This window comes from Georgenia sp. EYE_87, assembly GCF_023148685.1.
In the GTDB taxonomy this organism is placed as follows: Bacteria; Actinomycetota; Actinomycetes; order Actinomycetales; family Actinomycetaceae; genus Georgenia.
The window spans coordinates 55,044-72,560 of record NZ_JAHXNL010000018.1 but is presented as its reverse complement, the minus strand read 5'-3'; the positions used below and the strand labels follow the sequence as shown (position 1 = coordinate 72,560).

Annotated in this window: 16 protein-coding genes; 3 read left to right on the top strand and 13 right to left on the bottom strand. The window is 74.2% G+C overall.

The genetic code is table 11. The annotated features are described in order from the left end of the window. From urtC to KZX45_RS18280, 9 genes are all read right to left on the bottom strand, one after another. Positions 1–1,116: urea ABC transporter permease subunit UrtC (gene urtC / locus KZX45_RS18320; RefSeq protein ID WP_248259199.1), on the bottom strand; the 1,116-nt coding region annotated here is incomplete at its 3' end. Beyond that, entirely contained in the window at positions 1,113–1,997 is an 885-nt protein-coding gene (gene urtB, locus KZX45_RS18315) for an urea ABC transporter permease subunit UrtB (RefSeq protein WP_248259198.1), read from the bottom strand. The genes urtB and urtC, both read right to left, overlap by 4 nt. 59 nt (positions 1,998–2,056) lie before the next feature. Further along, entirely contained in the window at positions 2,057–3,322 is a 1,266-nt protein-coding gene (gene urtA, locus KZX45_RS18310; protein ID WP_248259197.1) for an urea ABC transporter substrate-binding protein, read from the bottom strand. A gap of 152 nt (positions 3,323–3,474) precedes the next feature. Continuing rightward, positions 3,475–4,200: an urease accessory protein UreD gene (locus KZX45_RS18305; protein ID WP_248259196.1), complete on the bottom strand. Its 726-nt coding sequence runs from the start codon at positions 4,198–4,200 to the stop codon at positions 3,475–3,477. Next, positions 4,197–4,991, bottom strand: a complete 795-nt coding sequence (ureG, locus tag KZX45_RS18300) for an urease accessory protein UreG (protein ID WP_248259195.1) — start codon at positions 4,989–4,991, stop codon at positions 4,197–4,199. Before ureG ends, KZX45_RS18305 begins: the two co-directional genes overlap by 4 nt. Then, complete coding sequence (locus KZX45_RS18295) at positions 4,984–5,721, bottom strand: urease accessory protein UreF (RefSeq protein WP_248259194.1); 738 nt, start codon at positions 5,719–5,721, stop codon at positions 4,984–4,986. Before KZX45_RS18295 ends, ureG begins: the two co-directional genes overlap by 8 nt. Then, complete coding sequence (locus KZX45_RS18290) at positions 5,721–7,424, bottom strand: urease subunit alpha (protein ID WP_248259193.1); 1,704 nt, start codon at positions 7,422–7,424, stop codon at positions 5,721–5,723. Before KZX45_RS18290 ends, KZX45_RS18295 begins: the two co-directional genes overlap by 1 nt. Then, positions 7,417–7,839: an urease subunit beta gene (ureB, locus tag KZX45_RS18285; RefSeq protein ID WP_248259192.1), complete on the bottom strand. Its 423-nt coding sequence runs from the start codon at positions 7,837–7,839 to the stop codon at positions 7,417–7,419. The genes KZX45_RS18290 and ureB overlap by 8 nt, the downstream gene beginning before the upstream one ends. Positions 7,840–7,848: 9 nt before the next feature. After that, positions 7,849–8,151, bottom strand: a complete 303-nt coding sequence (locus KZX45_RS18280; RefSeq protein WP_248259191.1) for an urease subunit gamma — start codon at positions 8,149–8,151, stop codon at positions 7,849–7,851. Between the two features lie 178 nt (positions 8,152–8,329). Here KZX45_RS18280 and KZX45_RS18275 point away from each other — a divergent pair, with 178 nt between their 5' ends. From KZX45_RS18275 to KZX45_RS18265, 3 genes are all read left to right on the top strand, one after another. Continuing rightward, positions 8,330–9,085: a response regulator transcription factor gene (locus KZX45_RS18275; protein WP_248259203.1), complete on the top strand. Its 756-nt coding sequence runs from the start codon at positions 8,330–8,332 to the stop codon at positions 9,083–9,085. Next, positions 9,085–10,671, top strand: a complete 1,587-nt coding sequence (locus KZX45_RS18270; protein ID WP_248259190.1) for a HAMP domain-containing sensor histidine kinase — start codon at positions 9,085–9,087, stop codon at positions 10,669–10,671. Before KZX45_RS18275 ends, KZX45_RS18270 begins: the two co-directional genes overlap by 1 nt. A gap of 185 nt (positions 10,672–10,856) precedes the next feature. Then, positions 10,857–11,669 carry a CPBP family intramembrane glutamic endopeptidase gene (locus tag KZX45_RS18265; RefSeq protein WP_248259189.1) on the top strand — a complete coding sequence of 271 codons (813 nt, stop codon included), beginning with the start codon at positions 10,857–10,859 and terminating at the stop codon, positions 11,667–11,669. Between the two features lie 168 nt (positions 11,670–11,837). On the opposite strand, the gene KZX45_RS18260 is transcribed toward KZX45_RS18265, so the two are convergent. From KZX45_RS18260 to KZX45_RS18245, 4 genes are read right to left on the bottom strand one after another with little or no spacing between them, the layout of a single operon-like run. Next, complete coding sequence (locus KZX45_RS18260) at positions 11,838–13,526, bottom strand: FAD-binding oxidoreductase (RefSeq protein ID WP_248259188.1); 1,689 nt, start codon at positions 13,524–13,526, stop codon at positions 11,838–11,840. Beyond that, positions 13,523–14,317 (bottom strand): 1-acyl-sn-glycerol-3-phosphate acyltransferase, encoded by a 795-nt coding sequence (locus KZX45_RS18255; protein WP_248259187.1) that lies wholly within the window; start codon positions 14,315–14,317, stop codon positions 13,523–13,525. Before KZX45_RS18255 ends, KZX45_RS18260 begins: the two co-directional genes overlap by 4 nt. After that, positions 14,314–15,126: an SDR family oxidoreductase gene (locus KZX45_RS18250; RefSeq protein ID WP_248259186.1), complete on the bottom strand. Its 813-nt coding sequence runs from the start codon at positions 15,124–15,126 to the stop codon at positions 14,314–14,316. The genes KZX45_RS18255 and KZX45_RS18250 overlap by 4 nt, the downstream gene beginning before the upstream one ends. Further along, positions 15,123–17,387, bottom strand: a complete 2,265-nt coding sequence (locus tag KZX45_RS18245) for an HAD-IB family hydrolase (protein WP_248259185.1) — start codon at positions 17,385–17,387, stop codon at positions 15,123–15,125. Before KZX45_RS18245 ends, KZX45_RS18250 begins: the two co-directional genes overlap by 4 nt. Positions 17,388–17,517: the final 130 nt, after the last annotated feature.

The following is a 17,517-nucleotide window of genomic DNA, read 5'->3' as shown; positions in this document are numbered from 1 at the left end:
GGCGGGCGGCGCGGCGGGCGGCGCCGCGGCGGGCGGGAGGCCGGACGACGCGCCGTGAGCGACGCCCGGGCGCGCGGCGCGACGGGCCCGCACCACGCCGCCGAGCTGCGCGAGCCCGCCGGGCAGGAAGGCGATCACCACGATGAACAGCGCCCCCTGGAAGTAGGTCCAGAACGAGGGGAAGGACTCCGAGAGGCTCGTCTGCGCCCAGGCGACGGCGATCGCGCCGAGCACCGGCCCGAGCAGGGTGGCCCGGCCGCCGATGGCCACCCCCACGAGGAACCCGATCGACGGGACCACGCCGACGTCGGCGGGCGAGACGATCCCCACGACCGGGACGAACAGGGCTCCCCCGACCGCCGCGAACACGGCGGCGACGACGTAGGCGAACACCTTGGTGCGCACCGGGTCGTAACCGAGGAACCGCACCCGGTTCTCCTGGTCGCGGACCGCCACGAGCAGCTCCCCGTACCGCGAGCGCATCAGCTGGCGCACGACGGCGACCATGGCGAGCAGCACCCCGGCGGCGACGAGGTAGAGCATGCGCCGGTTGACCGGGTCCGCGAGGTCGTAGCCGAAGAACGCGCGGAACCCGTTGAGCCCGTTGGTGCCGCCGGTCGTCTGCTGCTGCCCGACCAGGAGGATCGCGAAGGCCGCGGCGAGCGCCTGGCTGAGGATGGCGAAGTAGGCGCCCCGGACGGACCGGCGGAAGATCGCGGTGCCGAGGATGAGGGCGAGGAGGGCGGGGACGACGGCGATCAGCACCACCGCGGCGACGGGCGAGCGCATCGGCTCCCACCACCACGGCACCTCCCCCGTGCCGTAGAGCAGCATGAAGTCCGGCACCCCGCCGGGCCCGGCGTCGGCCAGCTTGAGATGCATGGCCATGATGTAGGCGCCGAGCCCGAAGTAGACGCCCTGGCCGAGCGTGAGCATGCCGCCCTGGCCCCAGGCGAGCCCGATCCCGACGGCGACCATCGCCAGGCACAGGAACTTCCCGAGGAGGGCGAGCCGGAAGTCGCTGAGCACGGCGGGGGCGACCACGCCGAGGAGGACGGCGGCGAGCGCGAACCCGGCCCAGGTGCGCAGCGGCCCGGCGGCGAGGAGCCGGCTCATGCGAGGCTCCTCGTCCGGACCGTGACCAGGCCCTGCGGCCGCCACTGGAGGAACGCCACGACGACGAGGAGGATGAGGACCTTCGCGAGGCTCGCCGTCGTCGTCAGCTGGAAGACGGACTGGAGGACGCCGAGGCCGAACGCGGCCGCCACCGCCCCCTTGATCTGGCCGATCCCGCCGACGACGACCACCAGGAAGGCGTCGACGATGTAGTTCTGGCCGAGGGTCGGTCCCACCGACCCGAGGAGCGTCAGCGCCACGCCGGCGACCCCGGCGACGCCCGAGCCGATGAAGAAGGTGGTGCGGTCCACCCGCGCGGTGGCGATGCCGGAGGTCTCCGCCAGGTCGCGGTTGACGACCACCGCGCGGATCCGGCGCCCGAGCCCGGTCCGGGTCAGCACCAGGGCGACGAGCCCGACGCACACCAGGGCGAGCGCCAGGATGAACAGCCGGGTCCTCGGCAGCGACAGCCCGAGGACCTCCACGGGGCCGGCCAGCCACGCCGGTGCGCCCACGTCGACGTTCGGCGCCCCGAAGAGGTCGCGCGCCAGCTGCTGCAGGACCAGGGCCACGCCCCAGGTGACGAGGAGGGTGTCGAGCGGGCGGCGGTGCATGCGCGAGATCAGCAGGGTCTCGAGCAGCAGGCCCATGAGCCCGCCGACGACGAACCCCAGCGGGAGGGCGACGAGCAGCGAGGTCCCGGTGTCGCCGACGACCTGCTGGACCACGAAGGCCGTGTAGGCGCCGGCCATCATGAACTCGCCGTGGGCCATGTTGATCACGCCCATCTGGCCGAACGTGAGGGCCAGGCCGAGGGCGGCGAGGAGGAGGACCGAGCCGAGGCTCAGGCCCGCGAACAGCTGGGTGAGAACAGCGTCCATGTCGGATCCATCCGTCGAGGGACCGGCCGCCCGCCCGTCCGGGCGGGCGGCCGACTGGGTCAGGACAGGCCGTCGGCCCAGTCGTAGGACTCCAGGTACGGGTCCGGGTCGATGGGGCCGTCCGAGCTCCACTCGGTGTGGATCAGACCGTCGGGGCCGATGCGCCCGATGAGCGCGGTCTTGCTCAGGTGGTGGTTCTCGCCGTCGACCGTCACCGTGCCCTCGGGCGCCTCGAACGTGGTGCCGTCGGCGGCCTCCTGGACGGCGGCGACGTCGAAGGAGCCCGCCTCCTCGACCATGGCACGCCACAGGTGCAGCGAGGTGTACGCCGCCTCCATCGGGTCGGAGGTCACGCGGTCCTCGCCGTAGGCGGCCTTGAAGGCCTCGACGAACGTGGCGTTCGCCTCGCTGTCGACCGTCTGGTAGTAGTTCCAGGCGGTGAGCTGGCCCTCGACGTTCTCGAGGCCGATGCCGCCGATCTCCTCCTCGGCGATGGAGACCGACATGACCGGCATGTCCTGGGCGCTCAGGCCGACGTTGCTGTACTCCTTGAAGAACGCGACGTTGGAGTCGCCGTTGAGGGTGTTGAAGACGGCGTCCGCGCCGGAGGCCCCTACCTTGCCGACGATGGTGGCGAAGTCGGTGTGCCCGAGGGGCGCGTACTCCTCGCCGACGATCTCCAGGCCGTGCTCGGCGGCGTAGGCGTTGATGATCTTGTTGGCCGTGCGGGGGAAGACGTAGTCGGAGCCGACGAGGAACAGCGACTGCGCGCCCTGCTCGCGCAGGTAGTCGAGCGCCGGGACGATCTGCTGGTTGGTGGTGGCGCCGCTGTAGAAGATGTTCTCCGAGGACTCCAGGCCCTCGTACTGCACCGGGTAGAACAGCAGCGCGTCGCTGCCCTCGAAGACCGGGAGCATCGCCTTGCGGCTGGCGGAGGTCCACCCGCCGAAGACGGCCGCGACGCAGTCGGAGGAGATGAGCTTCTGGGCCTTCTCGGCGAAGATCGTCGGCTCGGACGCCCCGTCCTCCGAGACGACCTCGAGCTGCTTGCCGAGGACCCCGCCGTCGGCGTTGATCTCCTCCGCGGCGAGGGTCAGGGAGTCGAAGACCGTCTGCTCGGAGATGGCCATGGTCCCGGACAGGGAGTTGAGGAAGCCGACCTTGATCGTGTCGCCGCTGGTGTCGACGCACGAGGCGGAGCCCCCGGCGGAGGCGGTGGCGGCGGTCTCCCCGGTGGCGACGCGGGATCCGCAGGCGGTCAGGGTCAGGGCGGCGGCGGCCGCCAGGGCGAGGGTGGCGCGCGGACGAGGGGTGCTGATGGTCATGGGGTGCCTCTCGGGTCGGGCCCCGGCAGGGTCGGGGCGTCCGGGAGCGGTCGCCCCGCTGGGCTGCGCTCCGTGCCTCGAACGCTAGGGACGCCGTGTTTCCGGAATGCGCCCGGAACCGTGTCGGCGGTGTTACGCGGCGTCCGGAACTGTTACGAGTCCGCGAACGCCGTGTGCCAGTCCTGCCACACGCCGTCGAGCGCGGCGGAGGTGTGCGCCGCGGCGTCGAGCCGGCGGGCGATCGCGCCGGGCCCCTCCAGGTCCAGCCGGTGCAAGCCTCCCTGCCCGGCTCGCGGGGCGGCGGCTCCGCCGGGCCGCCAGCCCAGCGCCAGCACCGTGTCGATGGCGCGGGCCCGCCCGACGATCCCGGGCATGGTGCGGACGTCCGGGAGCAGGTCGAGGTCCTCGACTAGCAGGGCGCTGCCGGCCGCGGTGACACGGGTGCGGCTGCGCACCGGCCCGCCGCGCTCGCCGGTGCGCCCGAGCACGAGCGTCTCGCGCAGCAGCGCCCGCGCGCCCGCGCCGAGGGTGACGTCGGTGGTCCGGGTGACGTCGGCGCCGTCGGCGACGACGAAGGGCAGGCCCGCCCACACGAGCCGCGCCCCGGCCCCGAGCGTGACGCGCACCGACCAGGTCGACTCCGCCCCGTCGGCGTCGAACGCCACCGTGCCGGCCGTCTCGACCACCTCGAGCCGCGCGCCCGCGCCGACGTGGACGTCGATCGTCACGTGGTCGCCACCGAGCAGCAGGGCACCGGTGGCCACGAGCGCGACCCGGGCCCCGGCGTCGTCGGTGCCCAGCACGCGCGGGCTCAGCAGTCCCGGCACCACGGTGCACCGGGAGCGCCCCGCCGCCCGCTCGACGGCGAGCGCGGTCACCTGGCTCGCCGCGCCGGCGGTGCCGTGGTGGGGGTGCCGGCGTGGTCGTGGCCGGCGTGGTCGTGACCGTGCCCCTCGTCGTGGGCGTGCACGTACCCGCCCTCCTCGTCGGCGTGGAAGTGCGGGGCCATCGGGCCGGGGTCGACCGGGGTGTGCCGCCCGCCGCGGTGCGCCGCGAGCACCCCGCGCACCCACGCGCACAGCGCAGCCACCGACGCCGCGTCCTCGCGGGAGAGCGCCAGCACCGGCCGGCCCTCCCGCGCCGCCTCGCCGTCGGCCACCATCCGCCCGACGTCGACGCCGACGTAGGGGGCGAGGTCGGTCTTGTTGACCACGAGCAGGTCCGCGCGGGCGATGCCCGGGCCGCCCTTGCGGGCGACGTCCCCGCCGCCGGCGACGTCGAGGACGAAGATCTGCGCGTCCACCAGCGCCGGGGAGAACGTGGCGGTGAGGTTGTCCCCGCCGGACTCGACGAGCACGACGTCGAGCGGGGCGAAGTCCTCCTCGAGGTCCTCGACGGCGAGCAGGTTGGCCGTGACGTCGTCGCGGATGGCGGTGTGCGGGCAGGCCCCGGTCTCCACGGCACGGATGCGCTCGGGGTCGAGCACGCCCGCGGACCGGAGGAAGCGGGCGTCCTCGTCGGTGTAGATGTCGTTGGTGATGACGCCGAGCCGCAGGTCGCCGGCCAGCTCACGGCACAGCAGCGCGATGAGCGAGCTCTTGCCGGTGCCGACCGGGCCGGCCACGCCCAGGCGCAGGGATCGGGTGGGGCGGGTGGGGTTCTCAGGCACTGAACAACCTCTCGGTGGTGGTGGCGTGGAGCTCGGCCCACAGCTCGACGAGCGGGGCGCCGCCGGCGGGGATGCCGGCGGGGTCGGTCAGGTGGGCCACGCGGGCGGCCAGGTCCTCGACGAGCGGGTGCGCATCGAACACCCAGCGCGTGGTGGTGACCGGGTCGACCGGGGCCAGCTTCAGCGTGGCGGCGGCGACGGTCTGGGCGTCGTCGTAGCCGACCTGCCGGGCGACGTTCGCGGCGTCGAGCCCGGCCCGCGCGGCGATCAGGCCCAGGGCGACGGGCCGGGAGACCGGGCGACGGCGCACGGTCGGCTCCCCGGCCCGGCCGCCGTCGCCGGCACCGCCCCGACCGGCGCCGCCGCCGGGGGCGCCCGGACCGCCGCCGGCACCGCCGTCGGGCCACAGCCGCTCGAGGAGCCGGACGTACCCGCGGCCGAGCCGCCGCGAGCTCTCGCGCAGCGCCGCGCTGGGTGTGCGCGCCGCCCACGCCTCCTCGACCGCCGCCAGGTCCCCGCCGGCCAGGGCCACGTGCCGGGCGACGACGGCGGTGCCCGCCTCCACCGCGGCGACCGTGCGCAGCCGCGCCGCGATGTACGCAGGCACGTCCGCGGGGTCGAGCCCGGCCCGGAGCGCGGGCTCGAGGCCGGCGGACTGGGTGTGCGCCCCGGTCGGCAGGCGGGCGTCCGCCAGCATCGCGAGGAGCAGGGCCTGGGAGGGGGCCGACATCAGAACAGGGAGTAGAGCTGGGCGAGGGGGAGCCGCTCGGCCGGCGCCGGGACGATCCGCTCGCCGTCGACGTCGATCTGGAACGTCTCGGGGTCGATCTCGATGACGGGCAGGGCGTCGTTGTTGCGCATCTGCGCCTTGCCCGTCTCCCGGGTGTCGGCCAGGGGCAGGAGCCGACGGCGCAGCCCCAGCCGGTCCGCGAGCCCGTCCTCGATGGCGGCCGGGGCGACGAACGTGGCCGACAGCTCCGGCGCGACGGCGTCGGCCAGGGTGGGCCGCTGCAGGACGGGCTGCGGGGTCGGGATCGACGCGTTGGGGTCGCCGAGCGCACCGCGGACGATGGCGCCGCCCTTGAGGACCACGTCGGGGCGGAACCCGAAGAGCCGCGGGTCCCACAGCACCAGGTCCGCCATCTTGCCGACCTCGACCGACCCGATGTAGGCGTCGACGCCGTGGGCGATCGCCGGGTTGATCGTGTACTTCGCGACGTAGCGGCGGGCGCGCTCGTTGTCCGCGGGGTACGCGCCGCCGAGCGGGCCGCGCGCCGCCTTCATCACGTGCGCCACCTGCCACGTGCGGGTGACCACCTCGCCGATGCGGCCCATGGCCTGGGCGTCCGAGGAGGTGATCGACATGGCGCCGAGGTCGTGCAGCACGTCCTCGGCGGCGATGGTGGTGGCACGGATGCGCGACTCCGCGAACGCCAGGTCCTCCGGGACCTGCGGGTTGAGGTGGTGGCAGACCATGAGCATGTCGAGGTGCTCGGCCACGGTGTTGACGGTGTGCGGCAGCGTCGGGTTGGTCGAGCCGGGCAGCACGTGGGGCTCGCCGGCGAGGCGCAGGATGTCCGGGGCGTGCCCGCCGCCGGCGCCCTCGGTGTGGTACGCGTGGATGGAGCGGCCGGCGATGGCGCCGATCGTGGACTCGACGAAGCCGGCCTCGTTGAGGGAGTCGGAGTGCAGGGCCACCTGCAGGCCCCACTCGGCGGCGGCGCGCAGGGCGGCGTCGAGCGCCGCGGGGGTCGAACCCCAGTCCTCGTGGACCTTGTAGCCGCCGGCGCCGGCGAGCGCCTGCTCCGCCAGGGCGTCGGCGCTGACGGTGTTGCCCTTGCCGAGCAGGATGACGTTGACGGGCAGGGGGTCGAGGCTGCGGTGGATGGTGCCCAGGTGCCACGCGCCGGGCGTGACGGTGGTCGCCTTGGTGCCCTCCGACGGGCCCGTGCCCCCGCCGGCGACGGTGGTGATCCCGGTGGCGAGCGCCTCGTGGATCTGCGACGGCGAGATGAGGTGGACGTGGGAGTCGAAGCCGCCGGCGGTGAGGATCTTCCCCTCTCCGCTGATGACGTCCGTGGACGGGCCGATGCACAGGTCGGGGTGGACGCCGTCGGCGATGTCGGGGTTCCCGGCGCGGCCGAGCGCGACGATGAGGCCGTCGCGGATGCCGACGTCGGCCCGCACGATCCCCCACCAGTCGAGCACCACCGCGTTGGTGATGACGGTGTCGGGAGCACCCTGCGCGCGGGTGGCGGTGCCCTGGGCCATCGACTCGCGCACGGACTTCCCGCCGCCGAAGACGGCCTCCTCCCCGCCCACGGTGCGGTCCTCCTCGACCTCGATCCACAGGTCGGTGTCGCCGAGGCGCACCTGGTCGCCGACCGTGGGGCCGTAGAGCGCGGCGTAGCGCTCGCGGGAGATCTCAACCATCGGCGTTCTCCTCGCTCCCGCCGGCACGGCCGGCGTCGTCGTCCGCGCCGTCGCCGGCGTCGTCGTCACCCGGAGGGCCGTCGAGCCACCCGTCGTCGGACTTTAGCTGGATCCCGGGCACCCGGCGGGCGCCGCGCAGCGCGACCGCCTGGACGACGGCGGAGGCCCCGGGCTCGAACCGTCGCGACGTCCCGGAGGGGACGTCGAGGCGGAAGCCGTGGGCGGCGGCACGGTCGAAGTCCAGCGCCGGGTTGGCGTCCGGCAGGTGCAGGTGGGACCCGATCTGCACCGGGCGGTCGCCGGTGTTGAGGATGACGAGCTCGAGGCGCTCGTCCGGCGTGCGGTCGGCGTTGAGCTCGATGGTCCCGGGCCGCACGCGCACCGCGCCCGGGCCGGAGGTGCGGATGCCTGCCATCTGCGTCTCCTAGGCGATCGGCTGGTGGATGGTCACGAGCTTGCGGCCGTCGGGGAAGGTGGCCTCCACCTGGATGTCCGGCAGCATCTCCGCCACCCCGTCCATCACGTCCTCGCGCGAGAGCACCGCGCGCCCCTCGACCATGAGGTCGGCGACCGACCGGCCCTCCCGGGCCCGCTCGATCACCCAGGTGGTCAGCAGCGCGGCGGTCTCGGGGTAGTTGAGCCGCACCCCTCGCCCGAGCCGGTCGCGGGCGACCATGCCGGCGACGGCGAGGAGCAGCTTCTCCTGCTCCGACGGGGTCAGGTGCATAGCGGTCTCCTGATCGGCGCGCGCTCGTGGTCGTTCCCCATGCTCAAGGATGCGTGTTTCGACGGTCGGGCGGGCAGGTTTCCTCCGCGTTACGGGCCCCGTCCCGCCTCTCGTCCCGCCCCCAGGCTGCTCCCAGGCAATCCTCAGGACACCGCGCCAGACTGGGCGCATGAACGCCATGTCCCCGGCGGGCGCCGCCCGGCCAGCGGCCGAGGCCCGCCTCCTCGTCGTCGACGACGAGCCCAGCATCCGCGAGCTCCTCTCGGCGTCGCTGCGGTTCGCCGGCTTCGACGTCGTCACTGCGGAGGACGGCAACGCCGCCCTCCGGGCCGCCGCCGAGCAGCCGCCGGACCTCGTGGTGCTCGACGTGATGCTGCCCGACATGGACGGGTTCACCGTCCTGCGCCGGCTGCGCGCGCACGGCGACAGCATCCCGGTCCTGTTCCTCACCGCCCGGGACGACATGTCGGACAAGGTCCAGGGGCTCACCGTCGGCGGCGACGACTACGTCACCAAGCCCTTCAGCCTCGAGGAGGTCGTGGCCCGCATCCGTGCGGTGCTCCGGCGCACCAGCCCGCCGGCGGAGGACGACGGCGCCCGCCTCGCCTACGCCGACCTCGAGCTGGACGAGGACGCCCACGAGGTGCGCCGGGCGGGCCGGCTCGTCGACCTCTCCCCCACCGAGTTCAAGCTCCTGCGCTACCTCATGATCAACGCCGAGCGGGTGGTCTCGAAGTCGCAGATCCTCGACCACGTGTGGGACTACGACTTCGCCGGCGACCCCGCGATCGTCGAGTCCTACATCTCCTACCTGCGCCGCAAGATCGACTCCGCCGACACCCTCGGCCTCACCGGTCCCGAGGCGGCCGCGCTCGCGCCGCTGATCCACACCAGGCGCGGCGTCGGGTACGTGCTGCGCCGGATGCCGGCCTGATGGTCGGGCGTCTGCACCACCGCTGGCGCGCCGTCCCGCTCAGCGCCCGCCTGGTCGCCATCATCACGACCCTCCTGCTGATCGGCCTCACGGCGGCGGCCCTGGTCACCGTGACCGTGCTCCGCGCGAACCTCATCGGCCAGGTGGACCGGCAGCTCGAGGCCTCCGCCCACGACCTCGCGCAGCGCACGGTCGACCAGCTCACGGGCAGCCGCCCGCTCTCCGACACCAACGTGCTGCCCTCGGACTACTACGTGCGGGTGCAGGTCAGCGGGGTGGGCGTCGAGGAGCTGATGAGCCCCCGCACCGCCGAGGAGATGGGCCGGCCCCGCCTCGGGGACGTGGACCTGCGCACCCTCTCCGCCGCCGACGCCGAACCGGTCACCGTCCCCGGCGACGGCGGGGAGGCGGGCTGGGTGCGGTGGCGGGCCACCACCATGCCGCTGCGCGCGCCCGGCGACGGGCGGGTCCTCGGCGCGGTCACCGTCGCCCTGCCCATGGTCGGGGTGGACGAGACGCTCGCCGGCACCAGCAAGCTGATCATGCTGTCGGGTCTCGTGATCGTCGTCGGCGGCGGGCTCGCCGCCTGGGTCGCGGTCCGCCGTTCCCTGGCGCCGCTGCGCGAGATCGAGGCCACCGCGGGCGCCATCGCCGACGGCGACCTCTCCCGCCGTGTCCCGGCCCTGCCGGAGACGACGGAGGTCGGCTCCGTGGCCCGCTCCCTCAACGTCATGCTCGCCCAGATCGAGGAGTCCTTCGCCGCGCGGACCGCGTCGGAGCAGCGCATGCGCCGCTTCATCTCCGACGCCTCGCACGAGCTGCGCACCCCGCTGTCGACCATCCGCGGCTACGGCGAGCTGTACCGGATGGGCGGTGTCCCGCCGGAGAAGCTCCCCCAGGCCCTCGGCCGCATCGAGTCCGAGGCCACCCGCATGGGCAACCTCGTCGAGGACCTGCTCCAGCTGGCGCGGCTCGACGAGGGCCGCCCCCTGGTGCTGGCGGACGTCGACCTCGCCGCCGTCGCCCGCGACTCCGCCGCCGACCTGCACGCCCAGGCCCCCGACCGCCGCGTCGCCGTCGTCCCCCTCGCCGACGGCGGGGCCTGGCCGGTCCCGGTGGTCGTCCGGGCCGACCGGGACCGGATCAGCCAGGTGGTCGCGAATCTCGTGGGCAACGTGCTGCAGCACACCCCGGCCGGCACGCCCGTCGAGCTCGCGGTGGGGCTGGTCGAGCCGGGCTGGGCCCAGCTCGAGGTGCGCGACCACGGCCCGGGCATCGCCGCGGAGGACGCCGCGCGGGTCTTCGAACGGTTCTACCGTGTCGACCCTTCGCGCACCCGCAGCTCCGGCGGTTCCGGGCTCGGGCTGGCGATCGTGGCCAGCATCGTCGGGGCCCACGGCGGGGCGGTGCGGGTGGTGCCGACGCCGGGCGGAGGGACCACCGTGCAGGTGGCCCTGCCGGCCGGCGACCGGGCCGGGTCCGGCGCCGCGCCCGGCGAGGCCGCCGAGACCGGCGAGAGCGGGCCGCCCGAGGTGGCGTCCGGGAGCCAGGCCGCCGGGACGGAGGCGTCGGCGGAGATCCGCTGACGCCCGAGCGGCAGGCACCGGCCGTCGCCGTCGCCGTCGCCGTCGATGATCGCTCGGGCCGTGCCGGGGGCACCCGGGACCGCCGGGGCAGCGGGCCTCAAAGGCGGGCCGATCGTCCCTTGGCCGGGCCATCTGCCGGAGGTCCACTGGAAGGACACAGCTACCACGACGAGGAGGTGGCTGACATGGCCACCGCGCTGGAGCCCGTCAGGGCCCCCGTCCCGACCCGGCTGCGGGCGTGGGCCGGCGCCCACCCCGTGCTGGCGTTCGTCCTGCTGACCTACGCGCTGTCCTTCCCCCTCTGGGCGCTCGCGCACCTCGGAGGCGGCTTCGCGGCGATCGTGGTCGGCGGTCTCGGGCCGCCCGTCGCGGCCGTGCTCGTGACCCGGCTGACCGGCGGCAGCGTGCGCGGCCTCCTGCGCGGCCTCACCCGGTGGCGGGTGCCGGGGCGCTACTACGCCTTTGCGCTGGGGCTCCCGGCCGCGCTCTTCGGGGTCGTCAACCTGGTGCTGCTCCTGCTGGGCCGCGAGCTCGAGCTGTCGCTGCTGCTGGAGCGGGCACCGGCGTTCCTGGGCACGTTCCTGATCGTCGCCACGATCGGCGGCGGGCTGGAGGAGGTCGGCTGGCGCGGGTTCGCCCTCCCGCGCTTGGAGCGGGCGCACTCGCCCGTGGTGGCCACGCTGCTGCTCGGCCTGGCGTGGGGCGTGTGGCACGTGCCGCTCTACGGCACCCCGGCCGCGATCGTCGTGCCGATGACCCTCGCGTTCTTCTACACCTGGCTGTACAACCGCACCGGCAGCATCCTGCTGTGCCTGCTCCTGCACGCGAGCTTCACCCCGGCGCAGGACTTCCTGGTCCTCCTGCCCGAGGACGCCCTGGCCCACTCGGGGCTCGTCGACGTCACGGACCTCGTGCTCCTGGGCGTGTACGTGGCGGCCGCGGCCGCGCTGGTGCTGCTCACGCGGGGCCGGCTCGGGCACCCGGCGCCGGAGAAATAGGGCTCCGACGACAACGGGGAGGATCGGTGCTCGTACGAGACACCAATCATCCCCGTTCCTCGACCCGTTCCCGGCGGTCAGCGGGCGGGCGGGCCAGCCGGCGCACGGTCACCGTCTCAGGCGCGCGGTCACCACTCCCGGTGCGCGGGCACCTCCTCAGGCGCGCGCTCACCACTCCCGGTGCGCGGGCAGCAGCGTGCCGGGGTTGAGGTTGCGGCCCGGGTCCACGCCCCGCAGCAGCGCGACCATGACATCCGTGCCGGCACTGGAGATGTCCTCCTCCAGCCAGTGCGCGTGGTCGGTGCCCACCCCGTGGTGGTGCGAGATCGTGGCGCCGGTGTCGATGAAGGACTGCTGGATCGCCCGCTTCACCACCCAGTAGCGCTCGAGCTGCTCGTCCGCCGGCTCCACACCGGGCGCGAAGGCGAACGTGAAGTACAGGCACGCGCCCGAGTGATAGCTGTGCGAAAGGTGGCACATGATGAAGCCCTGCACGCCGAGCTGGTCGAACGCCTCGCGCGCGGACCGGATCGTCCCGGTGTAGACGTCCATGAGCTTCGACCACGGCGCCGCCGTCTCCGACACGTCCCCCATCGCCCCGATGTCCAGGAGGAAGTCGCGGATGTAGGGGGTGTCGAACTTCTTCTGGTCGTACAGCGCGCCCGGCCCGCGGCCGAGCTTGATGCCGCCGTGCTTCCGGACGATCTTGCCGACGATGTTCTTTTCGGCCTTGACCCGTGCGCTGCCGCCCTCGTACCCGACGTAGGACAGGCAGACCGCGTCGAGGTCCCAGCCGCGCCTCGCCAGGACGTCGAACAGCACCGTCTGGACCTTTCCGGAGACGCCCTTCTTCGCCTTCTGCGTGGAGAAGGAGAAGGCGGTCTCGTTGGCGTCCGAGACGCGGGTGACGGTGGGGTGCGCGTCGGAGGTGGAGATCTCCTGCATCGCCGCCAGCGCCGCGCTCCACGAGGGGTAGAGGTAGGCGATGATGTCGCGGTTCTCCGGCACCCGGTGCACGTGCACCCACGCCTCGGTGATGACGCCCAGGCGCCCCTCGGAACCGAGGATCATCTCGCGCACGGACGGCCCGGACGACGTCGACGGCAGCGGCCGCAGCACCACGACCTTGCCCGGCTGCACCAGGCGCAGGCCGCGCGTGATGTCCGCGATGTCGCCGTACTTGTCGGACTGCATGCCGGAGGAGCGCGTCGCGATCCAGCCGCCGAGCGTGGAGTGGCGGAAGCTGTCCGGCTGGTGGCCCATGGTCCACCCGCGGGCATTGAGCTGCTCCTCCATGTCCGGGCCGAGCACGCCGGCCTGGATGCGGGCCAGCCCGGCGGCCTCGTCCACCTCGAGCACGCGGTTGAGGCGGCCCAGGTCGAGCGAGACGACGGTGCGCTCCTCCGCCGGCGGCGGGGTGAGCGAGCCGGAGATGTTTGACCCGCCCCCGAAGGGGATCAGGACGCCGTCGGCCGCGACGACGGCGTCGACGACCGCCCGCACCTCGTCCTCGTCGGCGGGGTAGACGACGACGTCGGGCACGCGCGGGAGGTCGCCGGCCCGGACCCGGACGAGGTCGGCCAGGCCCTTGCCGTAGGTGTGCACCACCCGGTCGAGGTCCTCGGTGACCACGTGCTCCGCGCCGACGGCGGAGCCGAGGGTCGCGGCGAGCTCCTCGCCGAGGCGGCTGGCCGGGACGTCGAGCTCCTCGAACGCCGGCGGGGGTGTGCCCGGGGCCGTGAGGTCGATGCCGACCTTGTCCATCACGAACGGTGCCATCCTGGGCTTGTCCCGGTAGTTGAAGGCGACGCCCTCCACTCCCCAGCCCCACCACTTCTGGTGTGCGACACCCTTCACGAAGCCTCCTCCTGCTTGTTGTCCGGGCCGGTGACCCGGCCGGGGGCTGCGCCGTCGGCCGGGTTCGGGGCCTCGCCGTCGAACGTGCCGGCGACGGGCGCGTCGGCCAGCACGTACGGCGTCTGCATCTCGAGCATCGTGCGCACGCGGGCGGCCACGCGGTCGTTGAAGTCGCGCGGCTTCTCCCCGGGACGCGGGCGCATCGGGCGGCCGATGAGCATGCGCACCCGCGGGCGGCCGGGGACCGGCCACGAGCGGCCCACCGGCATCGCCTCGTGCGTGCCGAGCAGCGCCACCGGAACGCACGGCACGTTCTTCGCGACGCACAGCGCGGCGGCGCCCGGCTTGAAGTGGCGCATGCGGCCGTCCCGGGAGCGTGTGCCCTCGGGGAAGATCAGCACGGGCACGTCCTCGGCCACGAGGCGCTGGGACAGGCCCTTGCGGCCCCGCTTGCCGCCGGAGGTGCGGTGGATCGGGTAGGTGTTGAAAAACAGCGACGTCGCGGCCTTCGTCCACCAGCGCGAGTAAAAGTAGTCGGCGGCGGCGCCGACGGCGAGGTGCTCGGTGACCCGGCGCGGCAGCCCGGTCACCAGGATCGCGGTGTCGAGGTGGCTGGTGTGGTTGGCGACGACGACGAACGGGCGGGACAGCCCCTCGAGGTTGTCCTGGCCCTCGACGGTCGTCCTTGTCACGAACCGCACCACGGGGCGCAGCACCATCCGCTGGGCGACCTGGCGGGCGGCCCGGTGCCAGCCGGCGTGGTAGCGCTTCAGGCTCGGTGCGCCGGTCATCTGCGGCTCCCCTTGATGACCGCCGTCGCGCGGCGGACGAGTGGACGCGGCGCGTGCTCGGCGAGGAACGCCAGCGTCGCGAACCGCTTGGACGGTACGGACCGTACCCGCCCCTTCTCGACGTCGGCGAGGCAGTCCTCGACGACGCGGTCGGCCTCGAGCCACAGCGCGTCCGGGATCGAGCTCGCGCGGATGCCGGCCCGCTCGTGGAACTCGGTGCGCACCCAGCCGGGCAGCAGCGCCGTCACGCGCACGCCCGTGCCCTTGAGCTCGAGCGAGAGCGACTCGGAGTACGTGCGCACCCAGGACTTGATCGCGGAGTACCCGCCCATGGGGATGAGCCCCGCGACGGAGGCCACGTTGATGATGACGCCGTGGCCGCGGGCCCTCATGGCCCGGCCGGCGGCGGCGCCGAGCACCAGGGGCGCGCGCACCATGAGGTCGAGGGCGTGCTCGTGCTCGCTGGTGTCCTCGGCCAGCAGCGGCACGTGGACGCCCTTGCCGGCGTTGTTGACGAGGATCTCGACCGGGGAGACGGGGTCGGTGAGGCGACCGGCGACGGCCTCGACGGCGTCGCGCTCGGCGAGGTCGGCGACGATCGTCTCGACGTCGACGCCGTAGCGCCACCGCAGCTGCTCGGCGGTCTTGGCGAGCCGGGCCTCGTCGCGGGCGACGAGGACGAGGTCGCAGCCGCGGGACGCCAGCGCGCGCGCGAAGCTCAGCCCGATCCCGGAGGTCCCCCCGGTGACCAGGGCGCGGCCGTGCAGCGGCGACGGGCCCTGGGCGGCCGTGCTCGCGCTCTGCCTCACTTCCGTTCCCCCTTGATGCTCCGCAGGACCGGCGTCAGCCGCCCCTCGGCCGTGGTGGTCCACTGGTGGGTGGGCCAGCGCCGGCCACGCGCGTAGCGGTACAGGCCGGCGTCGGGATTGACGGCGTTGGGGTGCCCGACGACCTCGAGCCACGGCCGGTCGGCGTAGCTGTCCCCGTAAGCATAGGACCCGGCCAGGTCCATGCCGCGCTCACGCGCGTACCGGCGCAGCCACGCGGCGCGCGCCTCGCCCACCAGCGGGGAGGTGGCGAGGTGACCGGTCCAGCGGCCGTCGCCGTCGGTCTCCATCCGCCCGGCGACGATCTCGTCGAACAGCGGCGCGAGCGGCTCGACGAAGACGTCGATCTCGCCCGTGACGAGCACCGTGCGGTGCCCGGCCTCGCGGTGCGCGCGGATGCGCTCGACGGCCTCCAGCAGGAGGCCACGGCGCAGCGAGGGGGTGACCTTCCTGGCGATGACGCCGCGCAGCTCCTCCTCGCTCGCCCCCTCGTAGCGCCGCATGAAGGTGCGGATGAAGTCGCCGCGGTCGCGTCGCTCGGCCTGGAGGTAGCGCGGGCCGAGGGCCACGAGGTTGGCCAGGGAGGCGGGCCAGGTCGACGCCGGCTTGGCCGCGAGCTCGACCCAGAGGTACTGCTCGACGAGCGTGGCCGCCGCGACCGTGCGCTGCAGGTCGAAGACGGCGAGCACGTCGGTGCGGCGCGGCAGCTCGCCGGGGCCGTCGGGGGCCTCCTTGGGCGTCCGGTCGCGCATCAGCCCGGGGACGCCGGGGATGTGGACGTCCAGGAGGTAGTGGCGCCAGTCGATCTCGGTGACGTCGAACCCGTGCTCGTCCTGCCGCTCGGCGGGCAGGGCGGCGTGCAGGGCGCGGGTGCGGGCGTCGTCGAAGATGACCTCGGTCTGGGTGTACGGCTGGTACAGCGACGTGAACTTGCGCAGGGTGCCCAGGTCGCGGCGGGCCTTGTACAGGGTGGAGATCCACTGGCGCGTGCGCCGGTTGGCGGGCAGGTGCCCGACGGCCCGGTCGGCGAGGTCGACGGCCCGCTCGCGCCGGCCCAGCGCCCGCTCCACCGCGCCGCGGTGCGGGAAGGACCACGCCGGGACGGCGACGTGGGCGCCCTCGGCGTCCTTGAGCGGGTTGGCGGAGAAGTACTCGCGCACCAGGTGCACGAGGGTCCCGAGCCGCAGCGGGTTCGTGATGCCGGAGCTGACCTGGTAGTAGCTCGCGCCGCCCGGCGCGGGCGGGGCGGCCGCGGCGGCCAGGATCGCGTTGACGACGAAGTCGACCGGGATGATGTCGAGCACCGTGTCCGCGAGCGCCGGGAACTCCGGCAGCAGCCCGCGCCCGTAGGCGGCGATCAGGGGGTCCGCGACCTTGAAGCCGTCGATCCAGCCCGGGTAGGGGTGCTTGAGGGAGGACTCGATGATCGTCGGGCGCACCACCGACAGGCGGTGCCCGGCACCGGCCCACATCTCCTCCGCGACGCGCTCGCCCATCGCCTTGGTGAACGTGTACACGTCGGGCCAGCCCAGCGACAGGGCGCGGGTCCGGCCGTGCTCGACGAGCTGCTGGCGCACCCACTCGACACGGGCGGCCTCGGCGGCGTCGGCGACGGCGCGCGCGCCGGCCCGCCGGTGCTCCTGCTTCGCCTCGGTCAGCAGGCGGCCGAGGACCTCCGGGGTGCGGGACTCCTTCTCGGCGGCCTCGCGGGCGGCGACGGCGGAGGCCAGCTCGACCTCGCGGTCGATCTCGTGGTCCAGCGCCCGCTCCTCGGCCACGCCCTTGCGGAGCCCGGCCACGTAGCTGGTCGAGACGTGGACGACGTGCGGGTCGCCACCGGTGGCCGTGAGGGCCTCGTACAGCGAGACCGGGCCGCCCACGTTGGCGGTGAACGCCTCGTCGACGGGCAGGTCGAAGGAGACGGTCGAGGCCGAGTGGATGACGACGTCGACGTCGCCGGGCAGCGGCGGCAGGTCACCGAGGTCGCCGGAGATCACGTGCACCCGCCCGGCGAACGCGGCGGCCGCGGACGCCTCGCCCACGGACCGGCGCCAGGCCTTGAAGACCTGCTTGCGCAGCAGCTTCGCCACGCGCTGCTCGGCGGAGAGGTCCCCGCGCGGGCGCACGAGGACGCTGACACGGGTGGTGGGGTACGAGGAGAGCAGCTTCTCCAGGACGGCCTGGCCGACGAAGCCGGTGGCGCCCGTGAGCAGGACGTGCGCCTGGTCCAACGGTTGTGACATTCCGCGAACTCTACCGGGGCCCGGGCCGGGGCCGGCCCACCGGTCCGGGCGGCCGTCCCGTGAGCCGCGCCACCGCGGGAGCGGCTCACCGCGTGAACCTCGCCACCTCTCGACGGGAAGGCCCACGCGA

Coding starts and splice junctions, on each gene's coding strand:
- KZX45_RS18290 (WP_248259193.1), bottom strand. CDS start 7,424: ATGGTTGAGATCTCCCGCGAGCGCTACGCCGCGCTCTACGGCCCCACG.
- urtA (WP_248259197.1), bottom strand. CDS start 3,322: ATGACCATCAGCACCCCTCGTCCGCGCGCCACCCTCGCCCTGGCGGCC.
- urtB (WP_248259198.1), bottom strand. CDS start 1,997: ATGGACGCTGTTCTCACCCAGCTGTTCGCGGGCCTGAGCCTCGGCTCG.
- KZX45_RS18265 (WP_248259189.1), top strand. CDS start 10,857: ATGGCCACCGCGCTGGAGCCCGTCAGGGCCCCCGTCCCGACCCGGCTG.
- ureB (WP_248259192.1), bottom strand. CDS start 7,839: ATGGCAGGCATCCGCACCTCCGGCCCGGGCGCGGTGCGCGTGCGGCCC.
- KZX45_RS18245 (WP_248259185.1), bottom strand. CDS start 17,387: ATGTCACAACCGTTGGACCAGGCGCACGTCCTGCTCACGGGCGCCACC.
- KZX45_RS18275 (WP_248259203.1), top strand. CDS start 8,330: ATGTCCCCGGCGGGCGCCGCCCGGCCAGCGGCCGAGGCCCGCCTCCTC.
- KZX45_RS18295 (WP_248259194.1), bottom strand. CDS start 5,721: ATGTCGGCCCCCTCCCAGGCCCTGCTCCTCGCGATGCTGGCGGACGCC.
- KZX45_RS18255 (WP_248259187.1), bottom strand. CDS start 14,317: ATGACCGGCGCACCGAGCCTGAAGCGCTACCACGCCGGCTGGCACCGG.
- KZX45_RS18280 (WP_248259191.1), bottom strand. CDS start 8,151: ATGCACCTGACCCCGTCGGAGCAGGAGAAGCTGCTCCTCGCCGTCGCC.
- KZX45_RS18270 (WP_248259190.1), top strand. CDS start 9,085: ATGGTCGGGCGTCTGCACCACCGCTGGCGCGCCGTCCCGCTCAGCGCC.